This is a genomic window from Thioalkalivibrio sp. ALJ12 (assembly GCF_000378305.1).
Taxonomy (GTDB): domain Bacteria; phylum Pseudomonadota; class Gammaproteobacteria; order Ectothiorhodospirales; family Ectothiorhodospiraceae; genus Thioalkalivibrio.
The window spans coordinates 13107-35210 of sequence record NZ_KB899538.1; the positions used below are offsets into that span (position 1 = coordinate 13107).

A 22104-nucleotide genomic window follows, 5' to 3' on the forward strand; every position below is an offset into this window, starting at 1 on the left:
CAGGACAGGACCGCCCTAACTGCCAGCGATCGTGGGCGCCAGCTGCCCGAAGGAGATCGGCAAGCGCTCCGAGGGGTCCTCGAAGGTGACCTTTTCCCAGGCCGTCTCGTCCGCCGCGAGCTGGCGAATCAGCTGGTTGTTCAGCGCATGCCCGGACTTGTGCCCGGTAAACGCGCCGATCAGGCTGTGCCCCAGCAGGTACAGATCACCGACCACGTCGAGGATCTTGTGTTTGACCAGCTCGTTGTCGTAGCGCAGGCCGTTCTCGTTCAGGATCTTGTAGTCATCGAGCACCACCGCGTTGTCCAGGCTGCCACCCAGCGCCAGCTGGTTGGCGCGCAGGGCCTCGATATCGCGCATGAACCCGAAGGTCCGGGCACGCGAGACCTCCTTCACGAAGGAGGTGGACGAGAAGTCCAGCTCGGCGCGCTGGCTTCCGTCGGTAAACATCGGGTGTTCGAAGTCGATGCAGAAACCGACCTTGAACCCGTCATAGGGGTCGAAGCGCACCCATTTGTCGCCCTCGCGGACTTCCACGCTGCGCTTCACCCGGATGAATTCCTTGGGGGCGTCCTGTTCCTTGAGCCCGGCGGACTGCAACAGGAACACAAACGGTCCGGCACTGCCGTCCATGATCGGGACCTCGGCGGCACTGACATCCACGTGCAGGTTGTCGATGCCCAGCCCCGCGATCGCGGAGAGCAGGTGTTCCACGGTCGAGACGCGCACGTCTCCCTTTACCAGCGTTGTCGACAAACGCGTGTCGCCCACGTTCTCCGCCCGAGCCGGGATCTCGACGACGGGATCCAGATCGCTCCGGTGGAAGACGATCCCGGTATTCACCGGCGCCGGCCGCAACGTGAGCACGACCTTTTCCCCGGTATGCAGCCCCACGCCTGTGGCCCGGATGCTGTTCTTAAGCGTTCTTTGTCGAATCAACGCGTATAACCTCTTGCTTTTTCAGGTGCAAAGTGGAGCCCGGGCCCTCCCGGGCTCCTCATGCACACAACGATTACCGCATTATTGCAAGTTTCCGCTCTCCCTGCATGCGGCCCCTTGCTCAGTCGGCTTGTTTGCGCAGAAAGGCCGGGATATCCAGCACATCAATGCCTTGCTGCTGGTTGTAGTCGACCGCGAGGTTGTCCCCGCCACGACGCTTCACCGTCGGCTGGTCGAGGTCCACCTCGACGTCGGAGCCAACCGCACGCTTGGGCTGAGCATCGACCACACGCACCTGCGGGCGTTCCTGCTGGGCCGTCTGGGCACCGAGGCCGGTGGCCACCAGGGTCACGCGCAGCTCGTCACTCATCTCGGGGTCGATCACGGTACCGACCACCACGGTCGCATCCTCGGACGCCAGGGCCTTCACGGCCTCGCCGACCTCCTCGAACTCGCCGATACCGACATCCATGCCCCCGGTGACGTTCACCAGAATCCCGCGGGCACCGGAGATATCGACATCCTCAAGCAGTGGGCTGGCAATCGCGGCCTCCGCGGCCTGACGTGCACGGTCCTCGCCGGTACCGGTGCCGGTACCCATCATCGCCATGCCCATCTCGCGCATCACGTTGCGCACGTCGGCAAAGTCGACGTTGATCAGGCCCGGGCGGGTAATCAGCTCGGCGATCCCCTGCACCGCACCGAACAGCACGTCGTTGGCGGCCTTGAACGCGTCCAGCAGCGTGGTGTTCTTGCCCAGAACGGTCAGCAGCTTCTCGTTCGGGATGGTAATCAGCGAATCGACCTGCTCGGTCAGCGCCTTGATCCCGGACACGGCCACCTGCATGCGCTTCTTGCCCTCGAACGGGAATGGCTTGGTGACCACCGCGACGGTCAGGATGCCCATCTCCTTGGCGATCTGCGCAACGACCGGGGCCGCACCGGTGCCCGTTCCGCCACCCATACCGGCAGTAATGAACACCATGTCCGCACCCTGGAGCAGGTCCTGGATGCGCTCGCGGTCTTCCAGGGCCGCCTCGCGCCCGACCGACGGATCGGCCCCGGCACCCAGGCCCTTGGTGATATCGCCGCCCAACTGCAGCAGCGTCTTGGAGTCCAGGCTCTTCAGGGCCTGGGCATCGGTATTGGCGCAGATGAAGTCCACGCCATCGAGTTGCGAGTGAACCATGTGCTGTACGGCATTGCCGCCACCACCCCCAACACCAACGACCTTGATCGTGGCGTTCTGGCTAAAGGTATCCATCAGTTCGAACGTCATGGCTGCGTCCTCTCGGTTCGTGTGTACATGTCAGTTGTTTGCCCATGGCCGGAGAGCGGTCCGACCCCCATAACCCCGGTCGCTCTGATCATCAGAGCTGCCCGGAAAACCAGCGCTTCATGCGCGCCCATACACCCTGGAACCCGCTGCTCACGGGCCGGGCCTCCTGCTCCGCACGCGACTCGCGGGCGTAGAGCAACAGCCCCACCCCCGTCGCGTGGATCGGGTTCTTCACCACATCCAGGAGCCCGGTGACGCGTTGCGGCACCCCCAGGCGTACGGGCATGTGGAAGACCTCTTCGGCGAGGTCCACCACACCTTCCATTCGGGACGAGCCGCCGGTCAGCACCACCCCGGCGGCAATCATTTCCTCGGTGCCACTGCGGCGCAGTTCCGCTTGCACCAGCTGCAGCAGTTCCTCGTAACGCGGCTCGACCACGGAGGCGAGCGTCTGGCGCGACAGCCGGCGCGCGGCGCGATCGCCGACACCGGGGACCTCGATGGTCTCGCCCGGGTCGGCCAGCGTGCGCAGTGCACAGGCGTACTTGATCTTGAGTTCGTCGGCGTACTGGGTCGGCGTGCGCAGGGCCACCGCGATGTCGTTCGTCACCTGGTCACCGGCAATCGGGATCACCGCGGTGTGCATGATCGCGCCGTGGGCGAACACCGCGATGTCGGTGGTCCCGCCGCCGATGTCCACCAGGCAGACACCCAGGTCCTTCTCGTCCTCGCTGAGCACCGAATAGCTGGAGGCGAGCTGCTCGAGGATGATGTCGTCCACTCGCAGCCCGCAGCGCTCCACGCACTTGACGATGTTCTGCGCCGCGGACACCGCGCCGGTGACCAGGTGCACCTTGGCCTCCAGCCGCACCCCGGACATCCCGATCGGCTCGCGGATGCCCTCCTGCTCGTCGATGATGTATTCCTGCGGTAGCACGTGGAGGATGCGCTGGTCGGCCGGGATCGCGATCGCGCGGGCGGCATCGATCACCCGGTCCACGTCTCCGGCCACCACCTCTCCGTCCTTGATCGCGACCACGCCGGTGGAGTTGTAGCTCTTGATGTGAGAGCCGGCGATCCCGGTGTAGACCGAATGGATCTCGCAGCCGGCCATCAGCTCGGCCTCCTCGACCGCGCGCTGGATCGACTGGACGGTGGACTCGATGTTCACGACCACGCCCTTCTTCAGCCCGCGCGACGGGGAGGAGCCGATGCCAATGATCTCGATCTCGCCCTCGTCGGTCAGCTCGCCGACGATCGCCTCGATCTTCGAGGTGCCGACATCCAGGCCGACGATCAGTCCGGGTTCCGACTTCTTTGCCATCATCTTTCTGCGTCCTGTCGTTCGTGTCATCGGGCGTTGCCGCCGTTGTTGTCCGCTTCTTCGGCCCAGGCCACAGCCAGACCGTGCGGATAGCGCAGATCCACTCGCGCAATCGGGGCGTCCTCGCGCGCCCTCAGGGCCGGCGCCGCGCGTACCAGCTGGCCCAGCCGGTTCAGATTCACGTCGCGGCCCATCAGGACCTCGGCCCCGTCGGACAGGTGTATGGTCCAGTCATGCCGCTTGCCCTCGTGCACGCCCGCCACCTCGAAACCGGCGTCGGCCAGGCGCGCGGAGACCTCCAGGTAGCGGTGCATCAACACCACCTGACGGCCGTCCTCGCCGGCCAGTGCCGGCAGGAAATCCCATTCGGCGAGATCCACCGGCCCGAACAGGCGCCCATGGCGGTCGACCAGGTGGTCGTCGCCCCACTGGGCCACCGGGACCGGCTCGGTCACGTGGATCTCCAGGGTGTCCGGCCAGCGCCGACGCAGTTGTACGCTGTCCACCCAGGGCATCGCCTGCAGCTCCCCGCGCAGCACCTCGAGGTCCGTACCCACGAAACCCGGTGCATGCGCCCGTACCCGCTCGAGAATCACGTCCGTGTCGGCGTGACGCGGCTCGCCGGTAATCTGGATGGAGCCGATCGGCAGATGCTGATCCGGGTCGAAGTGCAGCCACAGGCTGAAGCCCAGCACCAGAGCCCCGGCCAGTCCCATGCCGGCGAGCAGGCGTAGCCCCGGCCCCGTCATGGCCTGCAGCCGCGACGGCCCTGCCGGCCGCCGCGCGGGTCGCGTTGTACGTCGCGCGTTCAACGCAGCCCTCCGCATTCAAAGCTGGAATCGAGGATGCGCAGGCACAGCTCGTCGAAGTCGATGCCCGCCTGCGCGGCGGCCTTCGGCACCAGCGAGTGGTCGGTCATGCCGGGGATGGTGTTGACCTCGATCAGGAAGTTCTCGCCGTGTTCGTCCTGCAGGATGTCCACCCGGCCCCAACCGCAGCCCTCGAGGGCAGCAAAGGCGGCGATGGCCAGCGACTGCAGCTCCAGCTGCGCACTGCGCGACAGGTCCGGGGGCGGGCACAGGTAGCCGGTATCGTCCGCCTCGTACTTCGCGTGGTAGTCGTAGAAACCGCTCGCCGCGCGAATCTCGATCACCGGCAGGGGCTCGTTGCCGAGCACCGCAACCGTGTACTCGCGTCCGGTGATCCACTGTTCGGCGAACACCTGGCCCGGCTGCACGCGCGCCGCATCAAAGGCGGCCGGCAGGTCTTCAGCACGATCGACCCGGGTGATGCCCAGGCTGGAGCCACCGCGCGCGGGTTTGACGATCAGCGGCAGGCCGAGGGCATCCGCCACCGCCTCCGGATCGAAGCCCGGTGTCAGCAGGCGATACGGCGCACTCGGGAGGTTCGTGCCCGCCCAGAGGCGCTTGCAGGCCAGCTTGTCCATACCCAGCGCCGAACCGAGGACCCCAGTCCCGGTATACGGCATGCCGGCCATGTCCATACAGCCCTGCAACGTCCCGTCCTCGCCGCACTCGCCATGCAGTGCGATGAATACCCGGTCGTAGCCCTCCAGCGCCATGCACCGCGCCGTCTCGCGGGTAAGGTCAACGGCATGGGCATCGACGCCCTGGCGGCGCAGCGCCGCCAGTACAGCGTTGCCACTCTTGAGCGAGATGTCCCGCTCGCCGGACCAGCCGCCCATCAGGACCGCCACGCGCCCGTATTCTTCCGGTTTGCGCCTGCTCATTGCCTTCCCTCGATTGTCTCGTCCATGGGGCGCGGTCGACCCAGCAGCCGCACCTCGGGCTCCAGGCACACACCAAAGCGCCGCTCCACCTCGCTTTGGGCGTGGTGCAGCAGCCACTCGATGTCGGCGGCCTGCGCCGCGCCATCGTGGGTAATGAAATTCGCGTGCTTGGGGGAGATCTCCGCGCCACCGTGGCGCAGGCCCTTCAGTCCCGCCGCCTCGATCAGGCGCGCAGCGTGATCACCAGGCGGATTGCGGAACACCGATCCGCACGACGGCAGACCCAGCGGCTGCGTGCGCGAGCGCTCACGCAGCAGCTCCTTGATGCGCGCCGTGGCGGTGGCCGGATCGCCCGGTTCCAGCTGCAGCACGCAGCCGGTAAACCACTCGTCCGGACCCTCGACGCTGCGATAGCCGATGCGGTACTCGCCCGGCTCACGCTGGTGCTCCTGTCCGTCGGCATCCACGGTGGACACCGACTCGACCAGCGGCCAGATCTCGCCGCCCCAGGCCCCCGCGTTCATGCGCAAGGCACCGCCCAGGGTGCCCGGGATGCCGGCCAGAAATTCACCGCCCACCAGTCCCTGGCGCGCACAGAAACGGGCCGCCTGGGCGCAGGCGAGCCCGGCTCCGAGCCGTACGCGGTTGCCCTCCAGGCGCTCGCGTTCGTTGATTACACCGGACAGGTGCACCACCAGCCCCTCGATGCCGCCGTCGCGGATCAGCACGTTGCTGCCCAGCCCCAGGAAGGTAACCGGCATCGCGGGGGCATGACGGGCGTGATCCGCCAGCGCCGACACGAGATCGGCCCGGTCCACCGGCCGGAACAGCCAGTCGGCCGGACCTCCCACACGCCAGGAGGTCAGCCCCGCCAGCGGGGCATCGGGCCGTACCTCGCCCCGAGGGGCGTGGGCGAACGGGCCGTTCACCGGTTCCACCGCGCGCGCCGCCATCATGTCGTACTCCCGGGGCGTTTCATCGCTCCCAGCTGGTCCGGCAGCAGGCTGGCCAGCCGACCGATATCGCCGGCCCCCTGGGTGATCACGACATCGTTCGGCTTCAGCATCCCGGACAGGACCTCGGCGACGTCGGCCGCATGCTCGACGAACACCGGCTCGACCTGCCCGCGCAGACGGATCGCCCGCGCGAGGCTGCGGCCATCGGCGCTGGGGATCGGTTCCTCGCCGGCGGGATAGACCTCCAGCAGGATCAGCACATCGGTCTCGGACAGGGCCTCGGCGAAGTCCTCGAACAGGTCGCGGGTGCGGGTGTACCGGTGCGGCTGGAACACGGTGATGCGCCGCCGGTCGGGCCAGGCGTCGCGCGCCGCGGCCTGGGTCGCCTCGATCTCGCGCGGGTGATGCCCGTAGTCGTCGACCAGGGTCAGCGGGCCCGGCGCGGTCTCGAGCTCCTGCACCTGGAAGCGCCGCCCGATCCCCTGGAAGCGCTCGAGCGCCGCCTGGATCGCCGCAGGGGCAACCTCCAGTTCGTGCGCGACGGCCGCCGCGGCCAGGGCATTGAGCACGTTGTGCCGCCCGGGGAGGTTCAGCGTGACCGGGAACGCGGCCTGCCCGGGCAGCTTCAGGTCGAAGAACATGCGCACGCCTTCCTGGCGCACGTTCAGGGCGCGCACATCGGCTTCCGCCTCGATGCCGTAGGTCAGGCGCGGGCGCTCCAGTTCGGGATAGAGATCGCGCACCTGCGGGTCGTCCGCGCACAGCACGGCGATGCCGTAGAACGGCAGGTGATGCAGGAACTCGAGGAAGGTCGCGCGCAGGTTCCCGAAATCGTTGCCATAGGTCCCGAGGTGGTCGGCATCGATATTGGTCACGATGCTGATCATCGGCTGCAGGTGCAGGAACGAGGCATCGCTCTCGTCGGCCTCGGCCACCAGATAGTCGCCCGCCCCCAGGTTCGAGTGACTGGCCGTGCTGTTCAGGCGCCCGCCGATCACGAAGGTGGGGTCCATACCGGCCTCGGCGAGCACGCTGGCCACCAGGCTGGTCGTGGTGGTCTTGCCGTGAGTGCCGGCCACCGCAATGCCATAGCGAAAGCGCATCAGCTCCGCCAGCATCTCCGCGCGGCGCACAATCGGGATCCCGCGGCGGCGGGCCGCCTGCACCTCGGGGTTGGAGGGATCGATTGCGCTGGAGACGACCAGCACATCGGCCTCGGCGACGTTTTCTTCGGTATGCGCGGGTGACACCGGGATGCCCATGCCCGTCAGTCGCGCGACCATCGCCGACTGCCCGAGATCCGATCCGGAGACCTCGTAGCCCAGCTGATGCAGGACCTCGGCGATCCCGCTCATGCCGGAGCCACCGATCCCGACACAGTGAATACGGCGGATGCGGCGCATCGCGTGGCGGGGCAGACGCGGGGCATTCATGAGTTCTTCCTCCCGCGCCGGGCATGGGCCATCTCCAGGCAGGCCTCGGCCAGACGCTCGGCAGTGTCGGGGCAGGCCTGTTCGCGGGCCAGCCGGGCGCGCTCGCGCAGGGCCTCGCGGCCCAGCGGACGTACGATCTCGGCGACCCGCTCTGGCGTCAGATCGGTATCGGCCAGGCGCCAGGCCGCACCCGCCTCGACCAGAGCACGGGCATTGGCGGTCTGGTGATCATCAACCGCATGCGGATAGGGCACGAACAGGGCCGGGACACCGGCCGCCGCGACCTCGGCCACAGTCAGCGCCCCGGCCCGGCAAATCACCAGATCCGCCCAGCCATAGGCCTCGGCCATGTCTTCGATAAAAGGGGTCACCTCGTATTCCAGCGCGGTCTCGGCATAGGCCGCGCGGGCCTCGTCCAACGTACGCTCCCCGGCCTGGTGGCGAATCACCATCGGCTGCGCGTCGCGGGCCTGCTCGAGCCCCGCCGGCACCATGCGGTTCAGCGAGCGCGCCCCAAGGCTGCCACCCAACACCAGCACCCGCAGCGGGCCCGAACGCTCGTCGAAGCGCTGCTCCGGCTCCGGCAACGCGGCGATCTCCGCACGGACCGGATTGCCCACCACGGTCACGGTGTGACGCTCCGGGAAGGCGTGATCGAAGCCCGCATAGACCCGGTCCGCGATGCGCGCCAGCCAGCGGTTGGTCAGGCCGGCGACGGCGTTCTGCTCATGGATCGCCAGGGGGCGCCCCAACGCAGCGGCCATCAGGCCGCCGGGGCCGGCCGCAAATCCGCCAAAGCCGATCACCGCGGCCGGACGCAAGCGGGTAATCAGGGCCAGCGCCGCCCACAGCGAGATCCCGAGGCGCCAGGGCGCCAGCAGCAGTCCCGCCAACCCCTTGCCGCGCACGCCGCTGATCGGGAGGGTGTGCAGCTCGATGCCCGCCGCAGGCACCAGACGCGTCTCGATCCCGCGCGCGCTGCCCAGCCAGAGGACCTCGACGCCACGGGCGCGCAGGGCGTCGGCGACCGCCAGCCCCGGGAAGACGTGTCCACCGGTACCGCCGGCCATGATCAGGATGCGCAGGGGATTGTTCATGCCCGCCCCCTCTTGCGCCGCGGCGCTGTCGACTGGCGCGGGGCCGGGATCTGCGCCTCGCGATAGACCCGCATCACCAAACCGATCGCCATCAGCGTGACGATCAATGAACTGCCGCCGTAGCTGAGAAATGGCAGCGTCATACCCTTGGTCGGCAGCAGCCCCATGTTCACCGCGAGATTGAGCGCACTCTGCAGCGCCAGCCAGATCGCGACACCAAAGGCCAGGTGCGAACCAAATGCATGCCCGGCACGCTCCGCCCAGAGCCCAATCTTCACGCAGCGCCAGACCACGACCGCAAACAGCGCGATCAGTGCGATCACACCGATAAAGCCAAACTCCTCGGCGAAGACCGCGAACAGGAAGTCGTTATGGGCCTCCGGCAGGTAGAACAGCTTCTGCACGCTGTTGCCCAGACCGGCACCGAACCAGCCGCCAGACCCGATCGCGATCAGCGACTGGGTCAGCTGGAACCCGGTCGCGAACGGGTCCTGCCAGGGGTCGAGGAATGCGGTCAGGCGCGCGACCCGGTAGGGCGCAGCCACTGCGACGAAGGCCATACCCACCGCGATGGTCGCGCCGAGCGCGGCGAACTGCCACAGCTTGGCGCCGGCCAGGAACAGCATGCCCATACCGATCGCCAGCATGATCGCCGCGCCACCAAAGTCAGGCTGCAGAAGCAGGAGTACTGTCCCGAAGCCCAGCACGACCAGCGGGCGGACAAAGCCGCGCAGGTGCAACCGCAGGGTCGAGTAATGACGCACGATGTAGCCGGCCAGGTACATGACCACCAGCAGTTTCACCGGCTCGGCCACCTGGAGGTTGAACATGCCGATCGGGATCCAGCGGGTCGCGCCGTTCACGGTTCGGCCCACGCCCGGGAGCAGGACCGCAATCAACAGCACCATGACCAGGATCAGCAACCAGGGACCGGCGCGCTCCCAGCGCTCCAGCGGGATCGCCCACATCACGGTCGCCAACGCCAGACCGATGGCGGCGAACAGGACCTGGCGCTGGAAGAAGTGCCAGGTGTTGCCATAGTAGCGCTCGCCCAGGTCCATCGAGGCCGAGGCGACCATGATCAGACCGAGCCCCAGCAGCAACGCGGCCGCGGCCAGCAGCGGCAGGTCCACGCTGTTGCGCAGTCCATCGAGCGAGTCGCGCGAGGGCAGTCCGAGGGGCAGCGATCCGGTACTCATGCCGCTCGCTCCCGCACGGCCCGCGCGAAGTCGTTGCCGCGGGCCTGATAGTTCTCGTACATGTCGAGGCTCGCGCAGCCCGGCGAGAGCAGCACGGTGTCTCCGGGCTGCGCCCAGGCCGCGGCCTGTGCCACGGCGGCGGTCATGTTGTCCACCCGCTGGACCGGCACCACCGAGGCCAGGGCCCGGGCAATCAGCGGAGCATCCTCGCCGAGCAGCACGACGCCCCGGACCTTGCCGGGCACGTAATCCGCCAGCGGCGAGAAATCCTGCCCCTTGCCCTGCCCACCGGCGATCAGCACCAGAGGCCCCGGCGTACCCCGTAGCGCGGCCAGGGTCGCGCCCACGTTGGTGCCCTTGGAGTCGTTGACGTAGTCGACCTCGGCCACCCGCGCGATCCACTGCGAACGGTGCGGCAGGCCCGCGAAGTCGGCCAGCGCAGCCAGCGCCTCGCTACGCGCCTGCGTTGATTCCAGCCACGGCCAGGCCAGCGCCAGCGCGGCCAGGGCATTGGCCCAGTTGTGCTGTCCGCGCAGACGCAGGCGCGCGGTGGACAGCAGGCGTTCCTCGCCACGCACCAGGTCCGGCTCGGCCTCGCCCGTCGTCACGCCGAAGTCGGTCGCGGCCAGCGGGGCATCCAGCCCGAACGAGACCACGCGCAGACCGGCCGGCAGGGGCAGCTCGCGCAGCCAGGGGTCATCGCGATTGAGCACACCGCGAGCGGCACGGTCGAGGATGCGGGCCTTGGCCTGGATGTACGCGGCCAGATCCGGGTAGCGATCCATATGGTCGGGCGAGATATTCAGGATCGCGGCGCCATCCGGCACCAGGTGCTCGCTGCGCTCGAGCTGGAAGCTGGACAGCTCCAGGACATAGACCTCCACCGCCGGGTCCAGGAGGTCCAGCGCCGGGGTGCCGAAGTTGCCGCCGATCGCGACCTTGCGACCTGCGGCTGTCAGGATCTCGCCCACCAGGGCGGTGACCGTGCTCTTGCCGTTGGAGCCGGTGATCGCAATGACCGGGGCCTGCGCCACTGCCGCAAACAGGTCAATGTCGCCGGTGATCGCCGCGCCAGCGACCCGGGCCTGTTCGACGGCCGGGTGTTCCAGCGGGACCCCCGGCGAGACGATCAGGCGGGCATAGCCGGAGGTATCAAGACCGTCCAGCGGTCCGGCCCAGGCCTCGGACAGCCACGCGGCGGCGGCCCCGGCCGCCAGGGCCGGTGGATCGCGGCGCGTGTCGGTGATCGCAAAGGTCTCGCCACGCGCACGCAGGAATCGCGCGACGGACTGCCCCGTCGCTCCGGTTCCCACGATCAGATTGTGCGGCTGTGGCTTCGACATGGCGTCAGCGGATCTTCAGGGTCGCAAGACCGATCAGGACGAACACAACGGTCAGGATCCAGAAGCGCACGATCACGCGCGGCTCCGGCCAGCCCTTGAGTTCGAAGTGGTGATGCAGCGGCGCCATGCGGAAGATGCGCCGGCCGGTGAGCTTGAACGAGGTGACCTGGAGCATCACCGACAGCGTCTCCAGCACGAAAATGCCGCCCATGATCAGGAGCACGATCTCCTGGCGGGTCAGGATCGCCATCATGCCCAGGGCCGCGCCCAAGGCCAGGGCCCCGACATCGCCCATAAAGACCTGGGCGGGATAGGCGTTGAACCACAAAAAGCCGAGCCCGGCCCCGACCAGCGCGGCGGCGAAGATACCCACCTCGCCCACCCCCGGCACCGCGGGGATCTGCAGGTAATCCGCGAATACCGCGTGTCCGGCCGCATAGGCGAATACCCCGAGGGCCCCAGCCACCAGCACCGCCGGCATAATCGCCAGGCCGTCGAGGCCGTCGGTCAGGTTGACCGCGTTGGAGGACCCGACCACGACCAGCCAGACCAGCGGAATGAACAGCCAGCCAAGGTGCAGCTCGAAATCCTTGAAGATCGGGAGATAGAAACTGGTCTCCACCGGGCTCTGCGCGGTGGCCATGATCACCCCGGCGGCGATCAGCGCGAACAGCGTCTGCCACAGGAGCTTGGCCTTGGCCGAGAGCCCCTTGCTGTTGCCGTAGCGCAGCTTCAGATAGTCGTCCCAGCCGCCAACCGCACCAAAGGCCAGCGTGGTCAGCAGCACAATCCAGACAAAGCGGTTGGTCAGGTCGCTCCACAGCAGGGTAGCCACCGCCACCGCCACCAGAATCAGCGCCCCACCCATGGTCGGCGTACCGGCCTTGCTCAGATGCGACTCCGGCCCGTCGTCACGAACCTGCTGGCCGACGTTGCCAACCGTCAGCCGGCGGATCATCGCGGGGCCAATCAGCAGCGCGATCGCCAGCGCGGTGACCACGCCAAGAATCGCGCGCAGGGTCAGGTACTGAAAGACCGTGAAGCCGCTATAGAACTGCGCGAGATACTCAGTCAGCGCGTACAGCATTCGCAGCCCCCCGCGCCGACGGGGCCAGTTCCAGCCCCTCGATGATGCGTTCCATATGCTGGCTGCGTGAGCCCTTGATCAGGACCGTGGTCTCGTCCTCCAGCAGTTCCTCCAGGCGCGCCCGCAGGGCGTCATGGTCGGCAAACCACTCGCCGCCCTCGCCAAAGGCCTCGGCGCTGTCGCGCGCGGCCTCGCCCAGGGCCAGGCAGTAGTCCACACCCATCGCGCGGGCCAGCGCCCCGGTCTCCCGGTGCAGCGCCGGGGTCTCGGCACCCAGCTCGCCCATCGCACCCAGCACGAGGATGCGCCGGCCGGGCATCGCGGCCAGCACCTCGAGACCCGCGCGCAGCGAGTCGGGATTGGCGTTGTAGGTATCGTCCCAGAGGCGCGCGCCGCTGGCATGCCAGAGCTCCTGCAGACGACCCTGCACCGGCGTCCAGCGCGCCAGGCCGTTGGCGATCGCGTCGATCGCCACACCCACCGCATTCGCCGCGGCGGCCGCGGCGACCGCATTGGCGGCGACATGCCGCCCCGGGCTGGCCAGGCGCAGGTCGCGGCCGGCGCCCAGGATGGTCAGGCGCAGACGGTCGGGGGCCTGCCACATGCCCTCGATCTCGCCACCGCCCTCCAGGGAGAAACGCTGGCAATGGTGGTGTTCGTTCAGCGACAGCCAGTAGTCGGCGAACGGGTCGTCCAGATTGATCACGGCCGTGCCGCCCTGGGAGGGCAGCCCCGAGTAGATCTCGGCCTTCGCGTGGGCCACGCCCTCGAGGCTGCCAAAGCCCTCCAGGTGGGCCCGCCCGGCATTGGTGATCATGGCGACCATCGGCTCGGTCCAGCGCGCCATGCGTCCGATCTCGCCGGCATGGTTGGCGCCCATCTCGATCACCGCGTAATCGGCGTCCTCGGGCATGGCCAGCAGGGTCAGCGGCACCCCAATCTCGTTATTCAGGTTGCCCTGGGTGGCATGCACCGAGCCCACGCCCTCGAGGATGCAGCGCAGCATCTCCTTGGTCGTGGTCTTGCCATTGGAGCCGGTCAGCGCAATCACCCGCGCCCGGCTGCGGCGGCGCCAGTGCTGGGCCAGCCGACCCAGGGCCTCGCCGGTATCGGCCACCACCACCTGCGGATGCCGGACATCCAGCACGCGCTCCACCAGCAGCACGGCGGCCGGCAGATCGGCGGCGACATGCTCGTGGGCATCAAAGCGCGGGCCGCGCAGGGCCACGAACAGGCCCCCTTCGAGGGGTTGCCGGGTGTCGGTGAACACCCCCTCGAAGACCCGCTCACCGTCGCCGTTTTCCAGACGGCCGCGTACGGCGTCCGCCAGTTCCTGTCCGGTCATCCGGATCATTGGCTACCCCCCCCACTGTCTCCCGCGTTCGTCCGAGCGGCGAGCTGGCGCGCCAGCTCGCGATCACTGAACGGATAAAACTGCGCACCCACCTGCTGGGTGGTTTCGTGCCCCTTGCCCGCCAGCAGGATGACGTCACCCGGGCCCGCCTCGGCCACGGCCGCGCGCACCGCCGCCTCCCGATCGCCCAGCTCGCGGCAGGCCTCGGGCCGACCGCAGCCAGCCAACACGGCGGCGCGGATCGCGGCCGGGTCTTCGGAACGCGGGTTGTCGTCGGTCACGATCACCTGATCGGCGCGCGCACTGGCGGCCCGCCCCATGGCCGGGCGCTTGGTGACATCGCGATCCCCGCCACAGCCAAAGACCACGATCAGTCGGCCGGCCGTGTGCGGGCGCAGGGCATCCAGCGCCGCCGCCAGGGCCTGTTCGGTATGGGCATAGTCCACAACCAGCAACGCCCCGCCGGGCAGTTCGAAGCGCTCCATGCGCCCCGGGACACCGCGCAGACGCGACACCGCATCGACGGCGGCCTGCCAGGAATGACCCAGCGCCCGCAGGGCGGCGAGCGTCGCCAGCAGGTTGCCGACCTGGAACAGCCCGAACAGACCCGCCTGCACCGGCCAGGCCTCGCCCGCAGCCTCCAGCGTGAAGCGAATGCCGTCGGAGCCTGCCTCGACCTCCCGCGCGACCAGATCGGCGGGCGCCCCGACGGCGCTGTAGGTGAGGGTGCGCCCAGCCGTGGTTTCGTGGATCAGGCGCTGCCCGAGGGCGTCGTCGGCATTGAGCACCGCGGTCTCCAGCCCCGGCCAGGTGAACAGCCGCGCCTTGGCGTCGGCATATGCCTGCTGGCTGCCATGAAAATCCAGATGATCCGAGCCCAGCCGGGTCAGCACGGCGACACGCACGGGCAGCCCGGCCATGCGGTCCTGCTCGAGCCCGTGGGACGAGGCCTCGATCGAGAGCGCCCGGCAGCCGTCGGCGGCCAGCTGCGCCAGGTGCCGGCGCAGGTCAATCACACCCGGAGTGGTATGACCACAGTCTTCCAGTGCTCCGAGGCGTCCCACACCGAGCGTCCCGACGACCCCCGTGGGGACACCGATCTGCTCCAGGGCACCAGCCAGCAGCTGGCTGACCGAGGTCTTGCCATCGGTGCCCGTCACCGCGACGACGGGATATTCGGCCGGCCAGGCGCCCCAAAGGGCATCGCAGATCGCGGGCAGCGCGGTGCGCAGACCGCGGAGGTGCAGCACCGGAACATCGAGGGCCGGGGCCGCCTCGGCTTCATCCCACAGGATGGCCACCGCTCCCTGCTCGGCCGCGGTCTGCGCATAGGCAAGGCCGTGGCCTTGCGTCCCGCGCAGCGCCACGAAGACAGCCCCCGGGGTCACCCGGCGGCTGTCCTGGACGAGATCGGTGACACGCTGCCCAGCGACCTCGCGCGCCAGCGCCGGCGCCCCGGCGGGCCACAGGCTGCCCAGTGTCGTGACGGTCTGGACCGTATTCGCCGCCATCATGTCGAGCCCTCGCGTTCGGCGGCGAACTGCATGGGGATCTCCGGCATCGCGTCTGGGCGCACGTTGAACATCCGCAGCGCCGAGCCGATCACGTTGCGGAATACCGGCGCCGCCACGGCGCCGCCGAAGTAGGTGCCGGCATTGGGTTCGTCGATCACCACGGCCATCACGAAACGCGGATCCGAGGCCGGCGCCAGGCCCACGAAGCTGGAGATATAGCGGTCCTCGGTGTAGCCCCCGGGGCCACTCTTGCGGCTGGTACCGGTCTTGCCCGCGATGCGGTAGCCGTCGATCGCGGCCTGACGCGCGGTACCCTCGGAACCGATCGTGTGCTCCATCATCGCGAGCACGCGCTGGGCGGTTTCCGGGGACATCACGCCCGCCGGCTCGCGCAGGTCGTCGGCAGTCTGCACCAGCCGCACCGGGATGCGCTGGCCATCGTTGGCGAAAGCGGTATAGGCCGCAGCCATCTGCAGCGGGGTAATGGAGAGGCCGTAGCCATACCCCATCGTGGCCTGCTCGACCTCGCGCCAGGTCGGGAAGTCGCGCAGGCGGCCGCTCACCTCGCCCGGGAAGTGGGTCCCGGTCGACTGGCCGAAGCCGGCCTGGTGCAGGACCTGCCAGAACCGGTCCGGCGGCATGTCCAGGGCCAGTTTGGTCGCGCCGACATTACTGGAACGCGCGATCAGGGTGGTCAGGTCGATCACGCCATAGTCACGAAAGTCGCGCACGGTCAGGCGCCCGACACGCATGGTCCCGGGACGGGTGTCCAGGGTCACATTGGGGTCGATGATGCCCGCATCCAGGGCCGCCGCAACGGTGAAGGGCTTGATGACGGACCCCGGCTCCATGCTGTCGGTCAACGACCGGTTGCGCGCGAGTTCCGAGCGGATCGAACCGCGATTGTTCGGGTTGAAGCTGGGCTGATTGACCATGGCCAGGACATCACCCGTACGGGCATCCAGCAGCACGGCCGACCCGCCCTGGGCATCGTGCTCCGCCACCGCGGCCTTCAGTTCGCGGTAGGCCAGATACTGCAGGCGCTGATCGATGGTCAGGCGCAGCGTGCGGCCGTCGCGTGCGGGGCGGATACTGGCCACATCGCGGATCGTGCGTCCGTGGCGGTCGCGCAGCACACGCTTGGCACCCGGCGCGCCCGACAGCCAGTCGTTGAACGCAAGTTCGACGCCCTCCTGCCCGCGATCGTCAATATCGGTGTAGCCAAGGATGTGCGAGGTCGTCTCGCCATGCGGGTAGTAGCGCCGGAACTCACGCGTCAGGCCAAGCCCCTGAACACGCAGGGCGGTCACCTGCTCCGCCTGGGCCGGCAGCATATGCCGACGCAGGTACATGAACTCCCGGCTGGCACGCGCCTCGATGCGCTCGGCCAGCCAGTCGGCGTCGACCTGCAGCGCCTCGGCCAGCTCGGGCCAGCGATCGCGTTGCTCGAGCAAGTCCTTGGGATTGGCCCAGGCGGTCTGCACCGGAGCGGAGATCGCCAGCGGCTCGCCATTGCGATCCGTGACCATGCCGCGATGGGCCGATTCGGTCAGCGTACGCACCTGACGCTGCTCGCCCTGCTGCGTCAGGAAGTCGCGGCTGAGCACCTGCAGATCGATTGCACGCAGCACCAGGGCCACCAGCACCAGCGCGGAGACGACCAGCAGCACCTTCAGGCGGCCATGGCTGACCTGGCGCTTCAGCGCTCCCATGTGCGCCCCCCGATCACCACGATGCGATCCGGCTCGGGCTTGATCATGCCCAGTTCCTCAAGCGCCTGCTGTTCGATGCGGCCCTGCGTCGCCCAGGTCGACTGCTCGATCTGCAGCTGCGTCCACTCCAGGTTCAGCGCGTCGCGCTCCGAAAGCTCCGACTGATGCGTGATAAAGGCCTGACGTGCCTCGTGCTTGGCCGCCACCACCCCAACGGCGGAGGCAAAGACCCCGGTCGCCAGGATGATCAGGATGAAGCCGCGAAAGACCATCAGGTGCGCTCCCCCACGCGCAGTACCGCCGAGCGTGCACGCGGGTTGCGGCGCTGCTCTTCGGCGTCGGCACGCACGGGCTTGCCGATCGGGCGCCACGTGCGCTCGGGCGTTTCGGGCATCACCGGCAGCCCGCGCGGCAGGCGCGCGTCCGGGCGCGGGCCACGCAGCGCCTGCTTGACCATGCGGTCCTCAAGCGAATGAAAGCTGATCACCACCATCCGCGCGCCCGGGTGCAGGACCTCCGGGATCGTCTCGAGCCACTGCTCCAACTCCTCGAGCTCCCGGTTCACATGGATGCGCAGGGCCTGAAAGGTGCGTGTGGCCGGGTGCTTGCCCGGCTCGCGCCCGGGGACCGCGCGGCGCACGATCTCGGCCAGCTGCGCGGTGCGCGTGATCGGGGCTTCGGCGCGCGCCGCAACGATCGCGCGGGCGACGCGGCGGGAATGGCGTTCCTCGCCATAGTGGTAGATCACATCCGCAATCTCGTCCTGCTCCGCGCGGGCCAGCCAGTCCGCCGCGCTCTCGCCCTGCGTGGGGTCCATGCGCATGTCCAGCGGCCCGTCGTGCTGGAAGCTGAAACCGCGCTCCGGGGTATCCAGCTGCGGGGAGGAGACCCCCAGATCCAGAAACACGCCATCCGGCGCACGATCGGGGAAGCGCCGACGCAGGGTATCGGCCATCGCCGAGAACGGGCCCGGCTCGAAGGAGAAGCGTGGATCGTCCGCAAACGAAGAGGCGGCCGCAGCCGCCTCGGGGTCCCGGTCCATCGCCAGCAGGCTTCCGCCGGCGCCGAGGCGATCGAGAATCGCGCGGCTGTGCCCACCGCGCCCGAAGGTCCCATCTACATAGAACCCGTCAGCGCGCACGGCCAGCCCCTCCAGCACCGCGTCGCGCAGCACCGGGATATGAGTGGCGTTTTCCGTCATGGTCACAACGCAATGGACTCGAGCGCGTCGTCATCCACGTCACCCCCCAGCGCCTGCTCGCAACGGGCATCCCAGGAATCGGCATCCCAGATCTCGAACTTGTTGCCCTGCCCCAGCAGCACCGCCCGCTTGTCGAGGCTGGCGTACTGGCGCAGCGGCGTCGGCAGCAGAAGGCGACCGCTACCGTCCAGCTCGCACTCGGTCGCATGGCCGACCAGGAGGCGCTGCAGGTTGCGGACCTTCGGATTCATGTTGGGGCGGGACATCAGACTTTGCTCGATGCGCTCCCACTCGGGGAACGGGTACAGGAGCAGGCAACGGTCGGGGTCTACGGTAATCACCAGCTGGCCGCCACAGGATGCCGCCAGCGTATCGCGATAGCGCGCAGGCATGGCCAAGCGGCCCTTGGCATCCAGATTGAGTTGGCTTACGCCTCGAAACATGGCCGGTACCGGTTGCGGTGGTCACCCACCTTTCCCCACCTTTTCCCACTTTTCGACACTATAGGTACGGCTATCTCCAGGAGTCAAGAAAATTGACCCGAAAAAACCAAAAATAAGCGTTGAATCACAGAGACTTAGCGAACACCTGCCCAGCGACGGCGCAGCCAGAAAATAAGACCCCAAAAGCCGCGCCTTGAGGGCCACACTTAAGAAACTACTTCACTATTTTTCGGCAAGAACCGCCGACACGGAGAGACACAGGCCCACGGATGGGGCCGCAAAGGTGGGAAAAAGTGGGAGCCGGCCGTAAGCCGGGTTCTGTCGTGGACAGTCATTCATCTGGGACGTCCGTCACCGGACGCCTCGAGCAGCCTACCCGGGTGCGATGCGGGCCACACCATGCACCCCTATTTGGCCTTGCTCCGGACGGGGTTTACCCTGCCACGGACTGTTACCAGCCGTGCGGTGCGCTCTTACCGCACCATTTCAACCTTACCTGTGCCCGAAGGCCATCGGCGGTATATTTTCTGCGGCACTTTCCGTCGGCTCGCGCCGCCCAGGCGTTACCTGGCGTCCTGCCCTGTGGAGCCCGGACTTTCCTCCGTATCCAGTGGATACAGCGACTGCCAGGCCAGCTCCCGCGGTCCTTTTACGCCGGCACCCGCAACAACGCAAGGAAAAACCCCATCAACGCTTGTCTTTCAGACGCAGGGCCCGGGCATAGACACGGTTGCGCGGCAGTCCGGTGGCATCGGCGAGGACCCGCACCGCACGTTTCAGCGGGAGCTCCCCCAGCAAGGCCCCCAGCAGGCGTTCATTTTCGTCGGCCAGCGGGGCATCCTCGGACTCCGGGTCGGCCGCCTGCGGTGCCGGCGCGAGGATCAGGACGAACTCACCCCGCAGACGATTGGCATCGGCATCGAGCCAGGTCGGGAGCTCGCCAGCGGCTCCTCTATAGTGTTCCTCGAACTGCTTGGTCAGTTCGCGCCCCAGGAACACCAGCCGCTCCGGCTCCAGTGCGGCCAGGTCGTCGGCAGCGGCGCGTACGCGATGCGAGGACTCAAACAGGATTGTGGTCACCGGCTGGGCCAGCAAGGTCTCCAGGCGGCGACGGCGGGCCCCACCAGCATGCGGCAGGAAACCCTCGAAGCAGAAACGATCGGACGGCAGGCCGGCGACGGCCAGCGCCGCGAGCGGGGCGCTGGCGCCGGGCACCGCGCGCACCGGCAGCCCCGCCTCCGTGGCCGCTCGTACCAGCCGGTAGCCGGGATCGGATACCAGCGGCGTACCGGCGTCCGAGATCAACGCAAGATCGTCGCCCGCCTCCAGCGCAGACAATAAAGAGGGGATCCGGTCGCGCTCGTTATGCTCATGGAGACTGACCAGCGGGGTCTGCACCCCCAAATGCGCCAGCAGCCCGCCGCTGTGTCGCGTATCCTCCGCAGCGATACGCGAAACGCGCGCCAGCACGTCACGGGCACGGGGGCTGAGATCGGCCAGATTGCCGATCGGGGTGGCAACCACCCATAACGTGCCGCAATTCGTTGACACAACCTGATGCGCTTTCAATACTGACTCCCCAATACGCTGAGCATCTCGCTATCGTGAACCTATACCTCTCTCCAGCCGCCGGGGGGCGCCACCGGGGCCGCCTGGCCCTGAGCCTGCTCGCCGGTGCAATCCTCGCCGGCTGCGCGACCCCGCGCCCGGACCCAACCCCCGCCCCGGACCCGGAGGAGGAACGACCCGAGATCGTTGACCTGCCGGCCGAGCAGCAGGCGCCGATCCTGATCAGCGAGGCCTGGGCGGACCCGCAGCCGGACAACGTGCGCGCGGCGATCGACGCGGTCCTGAGCCTGGACGACCCCGACGGCGACCTGGTCGACCGCGCGGACGCGCTGTGGCGCGACCTGGATGCCCAGCACCGGGAACCGCTGGCGGACCGTGTGCGTGGCGGCCGCCTGGCGGCCACCCGTGGCGAATGGGAGACTGCGCGCGAGCGACTCGGCGCCGATGACCCGGACGACGAGACCCGTACGCCCGAGGTTTACCGCGAGGGTCTGGCCCTGCATGCACGCCTGCTGGAGCATGAGCGTGAATGGTATCAGGCGCTGGACGCCCGTTTGCGCCTGGATGGGCTGCTCCTGCTGGAGCCCGATGACCAGACCGTTAACCAGGAACGCATCTGGGGCCTGCTCTCGGCGCTTCGACCCGCACAGCGTGACCGCCTGGCGGCGGGCGAACACCCGGATGCCGAGCCCTGGGTGCGGCTGTTCAGCGGACTGCGCAGTGTCAATTCGGAAGAAGACGCCCGCCGCGTGGCTGGCCAGTGGCGCGAGCGCTATCCGTCGCACCCGGCCAACAGCCTGCTCCCGGAACTGGTCGCAAGTCACCCGCTCCAGCCCGAGGCGCCGGAAACGATCCTGGTCCTCCTGCCGCTGTCCGGTGATCTCGCCCAGCTCGGCAATGCAATCCTCGACGGCATCACGCGCGCCTACTACGCGGAGACCGGGGGCCACGGCCGCCTGGTGGTGCGCGACACACGCGGCGACCCTGACACGGCAGCAGACCTCTACAGGCGCGGCGTCGAAGACGGCGTAAACCGCATCATCGGGCCGCTCAACCGCGATGCGGTACGCGCAGTGGCTGCGAGCGAAGAGACTCGCCCGACGCTGCTGCTCAACCGCACACAGCTCGGCGGCAACGGGGCCTTCGGCACGCTGGCGCTGAACCCGGAAGAGGACGCCTACGCCGTGGTGGATCGCGCGGTACGTACGGGCTGGCGCAACCCGCTGGTCATCCTGCCCGAGGGCGAGTTCGGCGACCGCATTGCCGAGGCCTACCAGGATGCGCTCGCCGACCACGGCCTGCGGCCGCGCGATATCGTGCGCCTGCGGCCGGACGCCGAGGACATCAATGCCCGCGTGGGCAATGCGCTAGGGATTGAGCAGAGCGAGGCGCGCATTCGCGACGTCGCCCGCCGTACCGGGCTAAACTTGGAAGGCGACCCCCAGGTTCGGGGTGATGCCGATCACCTGTTCGTGACCGGAACCTCGCGCCAGATGCGCCAGCTCGTGCCCTACCTGCACTTCCACGGCGCGCGTCAACTCCCGATCATGGCAACGCCTCATATCTACGCCGGACAGCCGGATGCCAATCGCGACCGCGATCTCAACGGCATCGTCTTCCCGGACGCGCCCTACCTGTTTACGACCATCGAGCCGCTGAACGGCGAAATGGCCGAAGGGGCGACTGACGAGCTCCCGCGCTTCGTCGCGCTGGGCATGGATGCGATGCGGCTGAGCCTGCATGATCGCGCGGTACGCGAGGCCAGCCACCATCAAATCGTCGGCGGGTCCGGCACCTGGTCACTGAACCCGATCAGCGGGGACTGGGTGCGCGAGCCGGTCTGGGCGCGCTTCGAGAGCGGCGCACCACGCCAGCTGGGGTCCACCAGCGAAGGCAGCTGACCG

Annotated in this window: 19 protein-coding genes and 1 other RNA gene; 1 reads left to right on the plus strand and 19 read right to left on the minus strand. The window is 68.3% G+C overall.

The annotated features are described in order from the left end of the window. Positions 1-15 precede the first annotated feature (15 nt). The 19 genes from lpxC to rsmI all read right to left on the minus strand — a co-directional run bounded on the left by lpxC (position 16) and on the right by rsmI (position 20155). On the minus strand, positions 16-939 hold the full coding sequence (gene lpxC / locus F467_RS0100075; protein ID WP_081601195.1) for a UDP-3-O-acyl-N-acetylglucosamine deacetylase: 924 nt from the start codon (positions 937-939) through the stop codon (positions 16-18). 121 nt (positions 940-1060) lie between these two features. After that, positions 1061-2218, minus strand: coding sequence for a cell division protein FtsZ (gene ftsZ / locus F467_RS0100080; protein WP_012983557.1), 1158 nt, complete (start codon positions 2216-2218; stop codon positions 1061-1063). Between the two features lie 91 nt (positions 2219-2309). Then, entirely contained in the window at positions 2310-3545 is a 1236-nt protein-coding gene (ftsA, locus tag F467_RS0100085) for a cell division protein FtsA (RefSeq protein ID WP_018138012.1), read from the minus strand. A 23-nt stretch (positions 3546-3568) separates the two neighbouring features. Next, the gene (locus F467_RS0100090; RefSeq protein WP_018875244.1) at positions 3569-4291 is read right to left on the minus strand and encodes a cell division protein FtsQ/DivIB; all 723 of its coding nucleotides are present in this window, start codon (positions 4289-4291) and stop codon (positions 3569-3571) included. 59 nt (positions 4292-4350) lie between these two features. Further along, on the minus strand, positions 4351-5292 hold the full coding sequence (locus F467_RS0100095; RefSeq protein WP_018138010.1) for a D-alanine--D-alanine ligase: 942 nt from the start codon (positions 5290-5292) through the stop codon (positions 4351-4353). After that, positions 5289-6248: a UDP-N-acetylmuramate dehydrogenase gene (murB, locus tag F467_RS0100100; RefSeq protein WP_018138009.1), complete on the minus strand. Its 960-nt coding sequence runs from the start codon at positions 6246-6248 to the stop codon at positions 5289-5291. Before murB ends, F467_RS0100095 begins: the two co-directional genes overlap by 4 nt. Continuing rightward, positions 6245-7681 carry a UDP-N-acetylmuramate--L-alanine ligase gene (gene murC, locus F467_RS0100105; RefSeq protein ID WP_018138008.1) on the minus strand — a complete coding sequence of 479 codons (1437 nt, stop codon included), beginning with the start codon at positions 7679-7681 and terminating at the stop codon, positions 6245-6247. The genes murB and murC overlap by 4 nt, the downstream gene beginning before the upstream one ends. Then, complete coding sequence (gene murG, locus F467_RS0100110; RefSeq protein ID WP_018138007.1) at positions 7678-8778, minus strand: undecaprenyldiphospho-muramoylpentapeptide beta-N-acetylglucosaminyltransferase; 1101 nt, start codon at positions 8776-8778, stop codon at positions 7678-7680. Before murG ends, murC begins: the two co-directional genes overlap by 4 nt. After that, a complete protein-coding gene (gene ftsW / locus F467_RS0100115; RefSeq protein ID WP_018138006.1) occupies positions 8775-9977 on the minus strand; it encodes a putative lipid II flippase FtsW in 1203 nt (400 codons plus the stop codon). The genes murG and ftsW overlap by 4 nt, the downstream gene beginning before the upstream one ends. Further along, complete coding sequence (gene murD, locus F467_RS0100120; RefSeq protein WP_018138005.1) at positions 9974-11320, minus strand: UDP-N-acetylmuramoyl-L-alanine--D-glutamate ligase; 1347 nt, start codon at positions 11318-11320, stop codon at positions 9974-9976. Before murD ends, ftsW begins: the two co-directional genes overlap by 4 nt. Before the next feature lie 4 nt (positions 11321-11324). After that, a complete protein-coding gene (gene mraY, locus F467_RS0100125; protein ID WP_018138004.1) occupies positions 11325-12407 on the minus strand; it encodes a phospho-N-acetylmuramoyl-pentapeptide-transferase in 1083 nt (360 codons plus the stop codon). Beyond that, positions 12388-13761, minus strand: a complete 1374-nt coding sequence (murF, locus tag F467_RS0100130) for a UDP-N-acetylmuramoyl-tripeptide--D-alanyl-D-alanine ligase (protein ID WP_018138003.1) — start codon at positions 13759-13761, stop codon at positions 12388-12390. Before murF ends, mraY begins: the two co-directional genes overlap by 20 nt. After that, the gene (locus tag F467_RS0100135; RefSeq protein ID WP_018138002.1) at positions 13758-15275 is read right to left on the minus strand and encodes a UDP-N-acetylmuramoyl-L-alanyl-D-glutamate--2,6-diaminopimelate ligase; all 1518 of its coding nucleotides are present in this window, start codon (positions 15273-15275) and stop codon (positions 13758-13760) included. Before F467_RS0100135 ends, murF begins: the two co-directional genes overlap by 4 nt. Further along, complete coding sequence (locus F467_RS0100140) at positions 15272-16987, minus strand: penicillin-binding protein 2 (RefSeq protein WP_018138001.1); 1716 nt, start codon at positions 16985-16987, stop codon at positions 15272-15274. The genes F467_RS0100135 and F467_RS0100140 overlap by 4 nt, the downstream gene beginning before the upstream one ends. Next, on the minus strand, positions 16975-17259 hold the full coding sequence (ftsL, locus tag F467_RS0100145) for a cell division protein FtsL (RefSeq protein WP_018138000.1): 285 nt from the start codon (positions 17257-17259) through the stop codon (positions 16975-16977). Before ftsL ends, F467_RS0100140 begins: the two co-directional genes overlap by 13 nt. Further along, positions 17259-18188, minus strand: coding sequence for a 16S rRNA (cytosine(1402)-N(4))-methyltransferase RsmH (gene rsmH / locus F467_RS0100150; RefSeq protein WP_038049515.1), 930 nt, complete (start codon positions 18186-18188; stop codon positions 17259-17261). The genes ftsL and rsmH overlap by 1 nt, the downstream gene beginning before the upstream one ends. Before the next feature lie 2 nt (positions 18189-18190). Beyond that, positions 18191-18631: a division/cell wall cluster transcriptional repressor MraZ gene (gene mraZ, locus F467_RS0100155; RefSeq protein ID WP_018137998.1), complete on the minus strand. Its 441-nt coding sequence runs from the start codon at positions 18629-18631 to the stop codon at positions 18191-18193. A gap of 292 nt (positions 18632-18923) precedes the next feature. After that, positions 18924-19270: RNase P RNA component class A (rnpB, locus tag F467_RS13240), an RNA gene on the minus strand. Between the two features lie 48 nt (positions 19271-19318). Further along, positions 19319-20155 (minus strand): 16S rRNA (cytidine(1402)-2'-O)-methyltransferase, encoded by an 837-nt coding sequence (gene rsmI, locus F467_RS0100160; RefSeq protein WP_018137997.1) that lies wholly within the window; start codon positions 20153-20155, stop codon positions 19319-19321. Positions 20156-20235: 80 nt separating this feature from the next. On the opposite strand from rsmI, the gene F467_RS0100165 reads away from it, so the two are divergent. Beyond that, positions 20236-22101 carry a penicillin-binding protein activator gene (locus tag F467_RS0100165; protein WP_018137996.1) on the plus strand — a complete coding sequence of 622 codons (1866 nt, stop codon included), beginning with the start codon at positions 20236-20238 and terminating at the stop codon, positions 22099-22101. The last annotated feature ends 3 nt before the right edge of the window (positions 22102-22104 follow it).

Bases quoted from the DNA above. Each gene is read 5' to 3' on its own strand.
- ftsW (WP_018138006.1), bottom strand. From the start codon at position 9,977: ATGAGTACCGGATCGCTGCCCCTCGGACTGCCCTCGCGCGACTCGCTC.
- F467_RS0100095 (WP_018138010.1), bottom strand. From the start codon at position 5,292: ATGAGCAGGCGCAAACCGGAAGAATACGGGCGCGTGGCGGTCCTGATG.
- murD (WP_018138005.1), bottom strand. From the start codon at position 11,320: ATGTCGAAGCCACAGCCGCACAATCTGATCGTGGGAACCGGAGCGACG.
- murB (WP_018138009.1), bottom strand. From the start codon at position 6,248: ATGATGGCGGCGCGCGCGGTGGAACCGGTGAACGGCCCGTTCGCCCAC.
- mraY (WP_018138004.1), bottom strand. From the start codon at position 12,407: ATGCTGTACGCGCTGACTGAGTATCTCGCGCAGTTCTATAGCGGCTTC.
- F467_RS0100135 (WP_018138002.1), bottom strand. From the start codon at position 15,275: ATGATGGCGGCGAATACGGTCCAGACCGTCACGACACTGGGCAGCCTG.
- murG (WP_018138007.1), bottom strand. From the start codon at position 8,778: ATGAACAATCCCCTGCGCATCCTGATCATGGCCGGCGGTACCGGTGGA.
- ftsA (WP_018138012.1), bottom strand. From the start codon at position 3,545: ATGATGGCAAAGAAGTCGGAACCCGGACTGATCGTCGGCCTGGATGTC.
- F467_RS0100140 (WP_018138001.1), bottom strand. From the start codon at position 16,987: ATGGGAGCGCTGAAGCGCCAGGTCAGCCATGGCCGCCTGAAGGTGCTG.
- ftsZ (WP_012983557.1), bottom strand. From the start codon at position 2,218: ATGACGTTCGAACTGATGGATACCTTTAGCCAGAACGCCACGATCAAG.
- murC (WP_018138008.1), bottom strand. From the start codon at position 7,681: ATGAATGCCCCGCGTCTGCCCCGCCACGCGATGCGCCGCATCCGCCGT.
- murF (WP_018138003.1), bottom strand. From the start codon at position 13,761: ATGATCCGGATGACCGGACAGGAACTGGCGGACGCCGTACGCGGCCGT.
- F467_RS0100090 (WP_018875244.1), bottom strand. From the start codon at position 4,291: ATGACGGGGCCGGGGCTACGCCTGCTCGCCGGCATGGGACTGGCCGGG.
- rsmH (WP_038049515.1), bottom strand. From the start codon at position 18,188: ATGACGGAAAACGCCACTCATATCCCGGTGCTGCGCGACGCGGTGCTG.
- mraZ (WP_018137998.1), bottom strand. From the start codon at position 18,631: ATGTTTCGAGGCGTAAGCCAACTCAATCTGGATGCCAAGGGCCGCTTG.
- ftsL (WP_018138000.1), bottom strand. From the start codon at position 17,259: ATGGTCTTTCGCGGCTTCATCCTGATCATCCTGGCGACCGGGGTCTTT.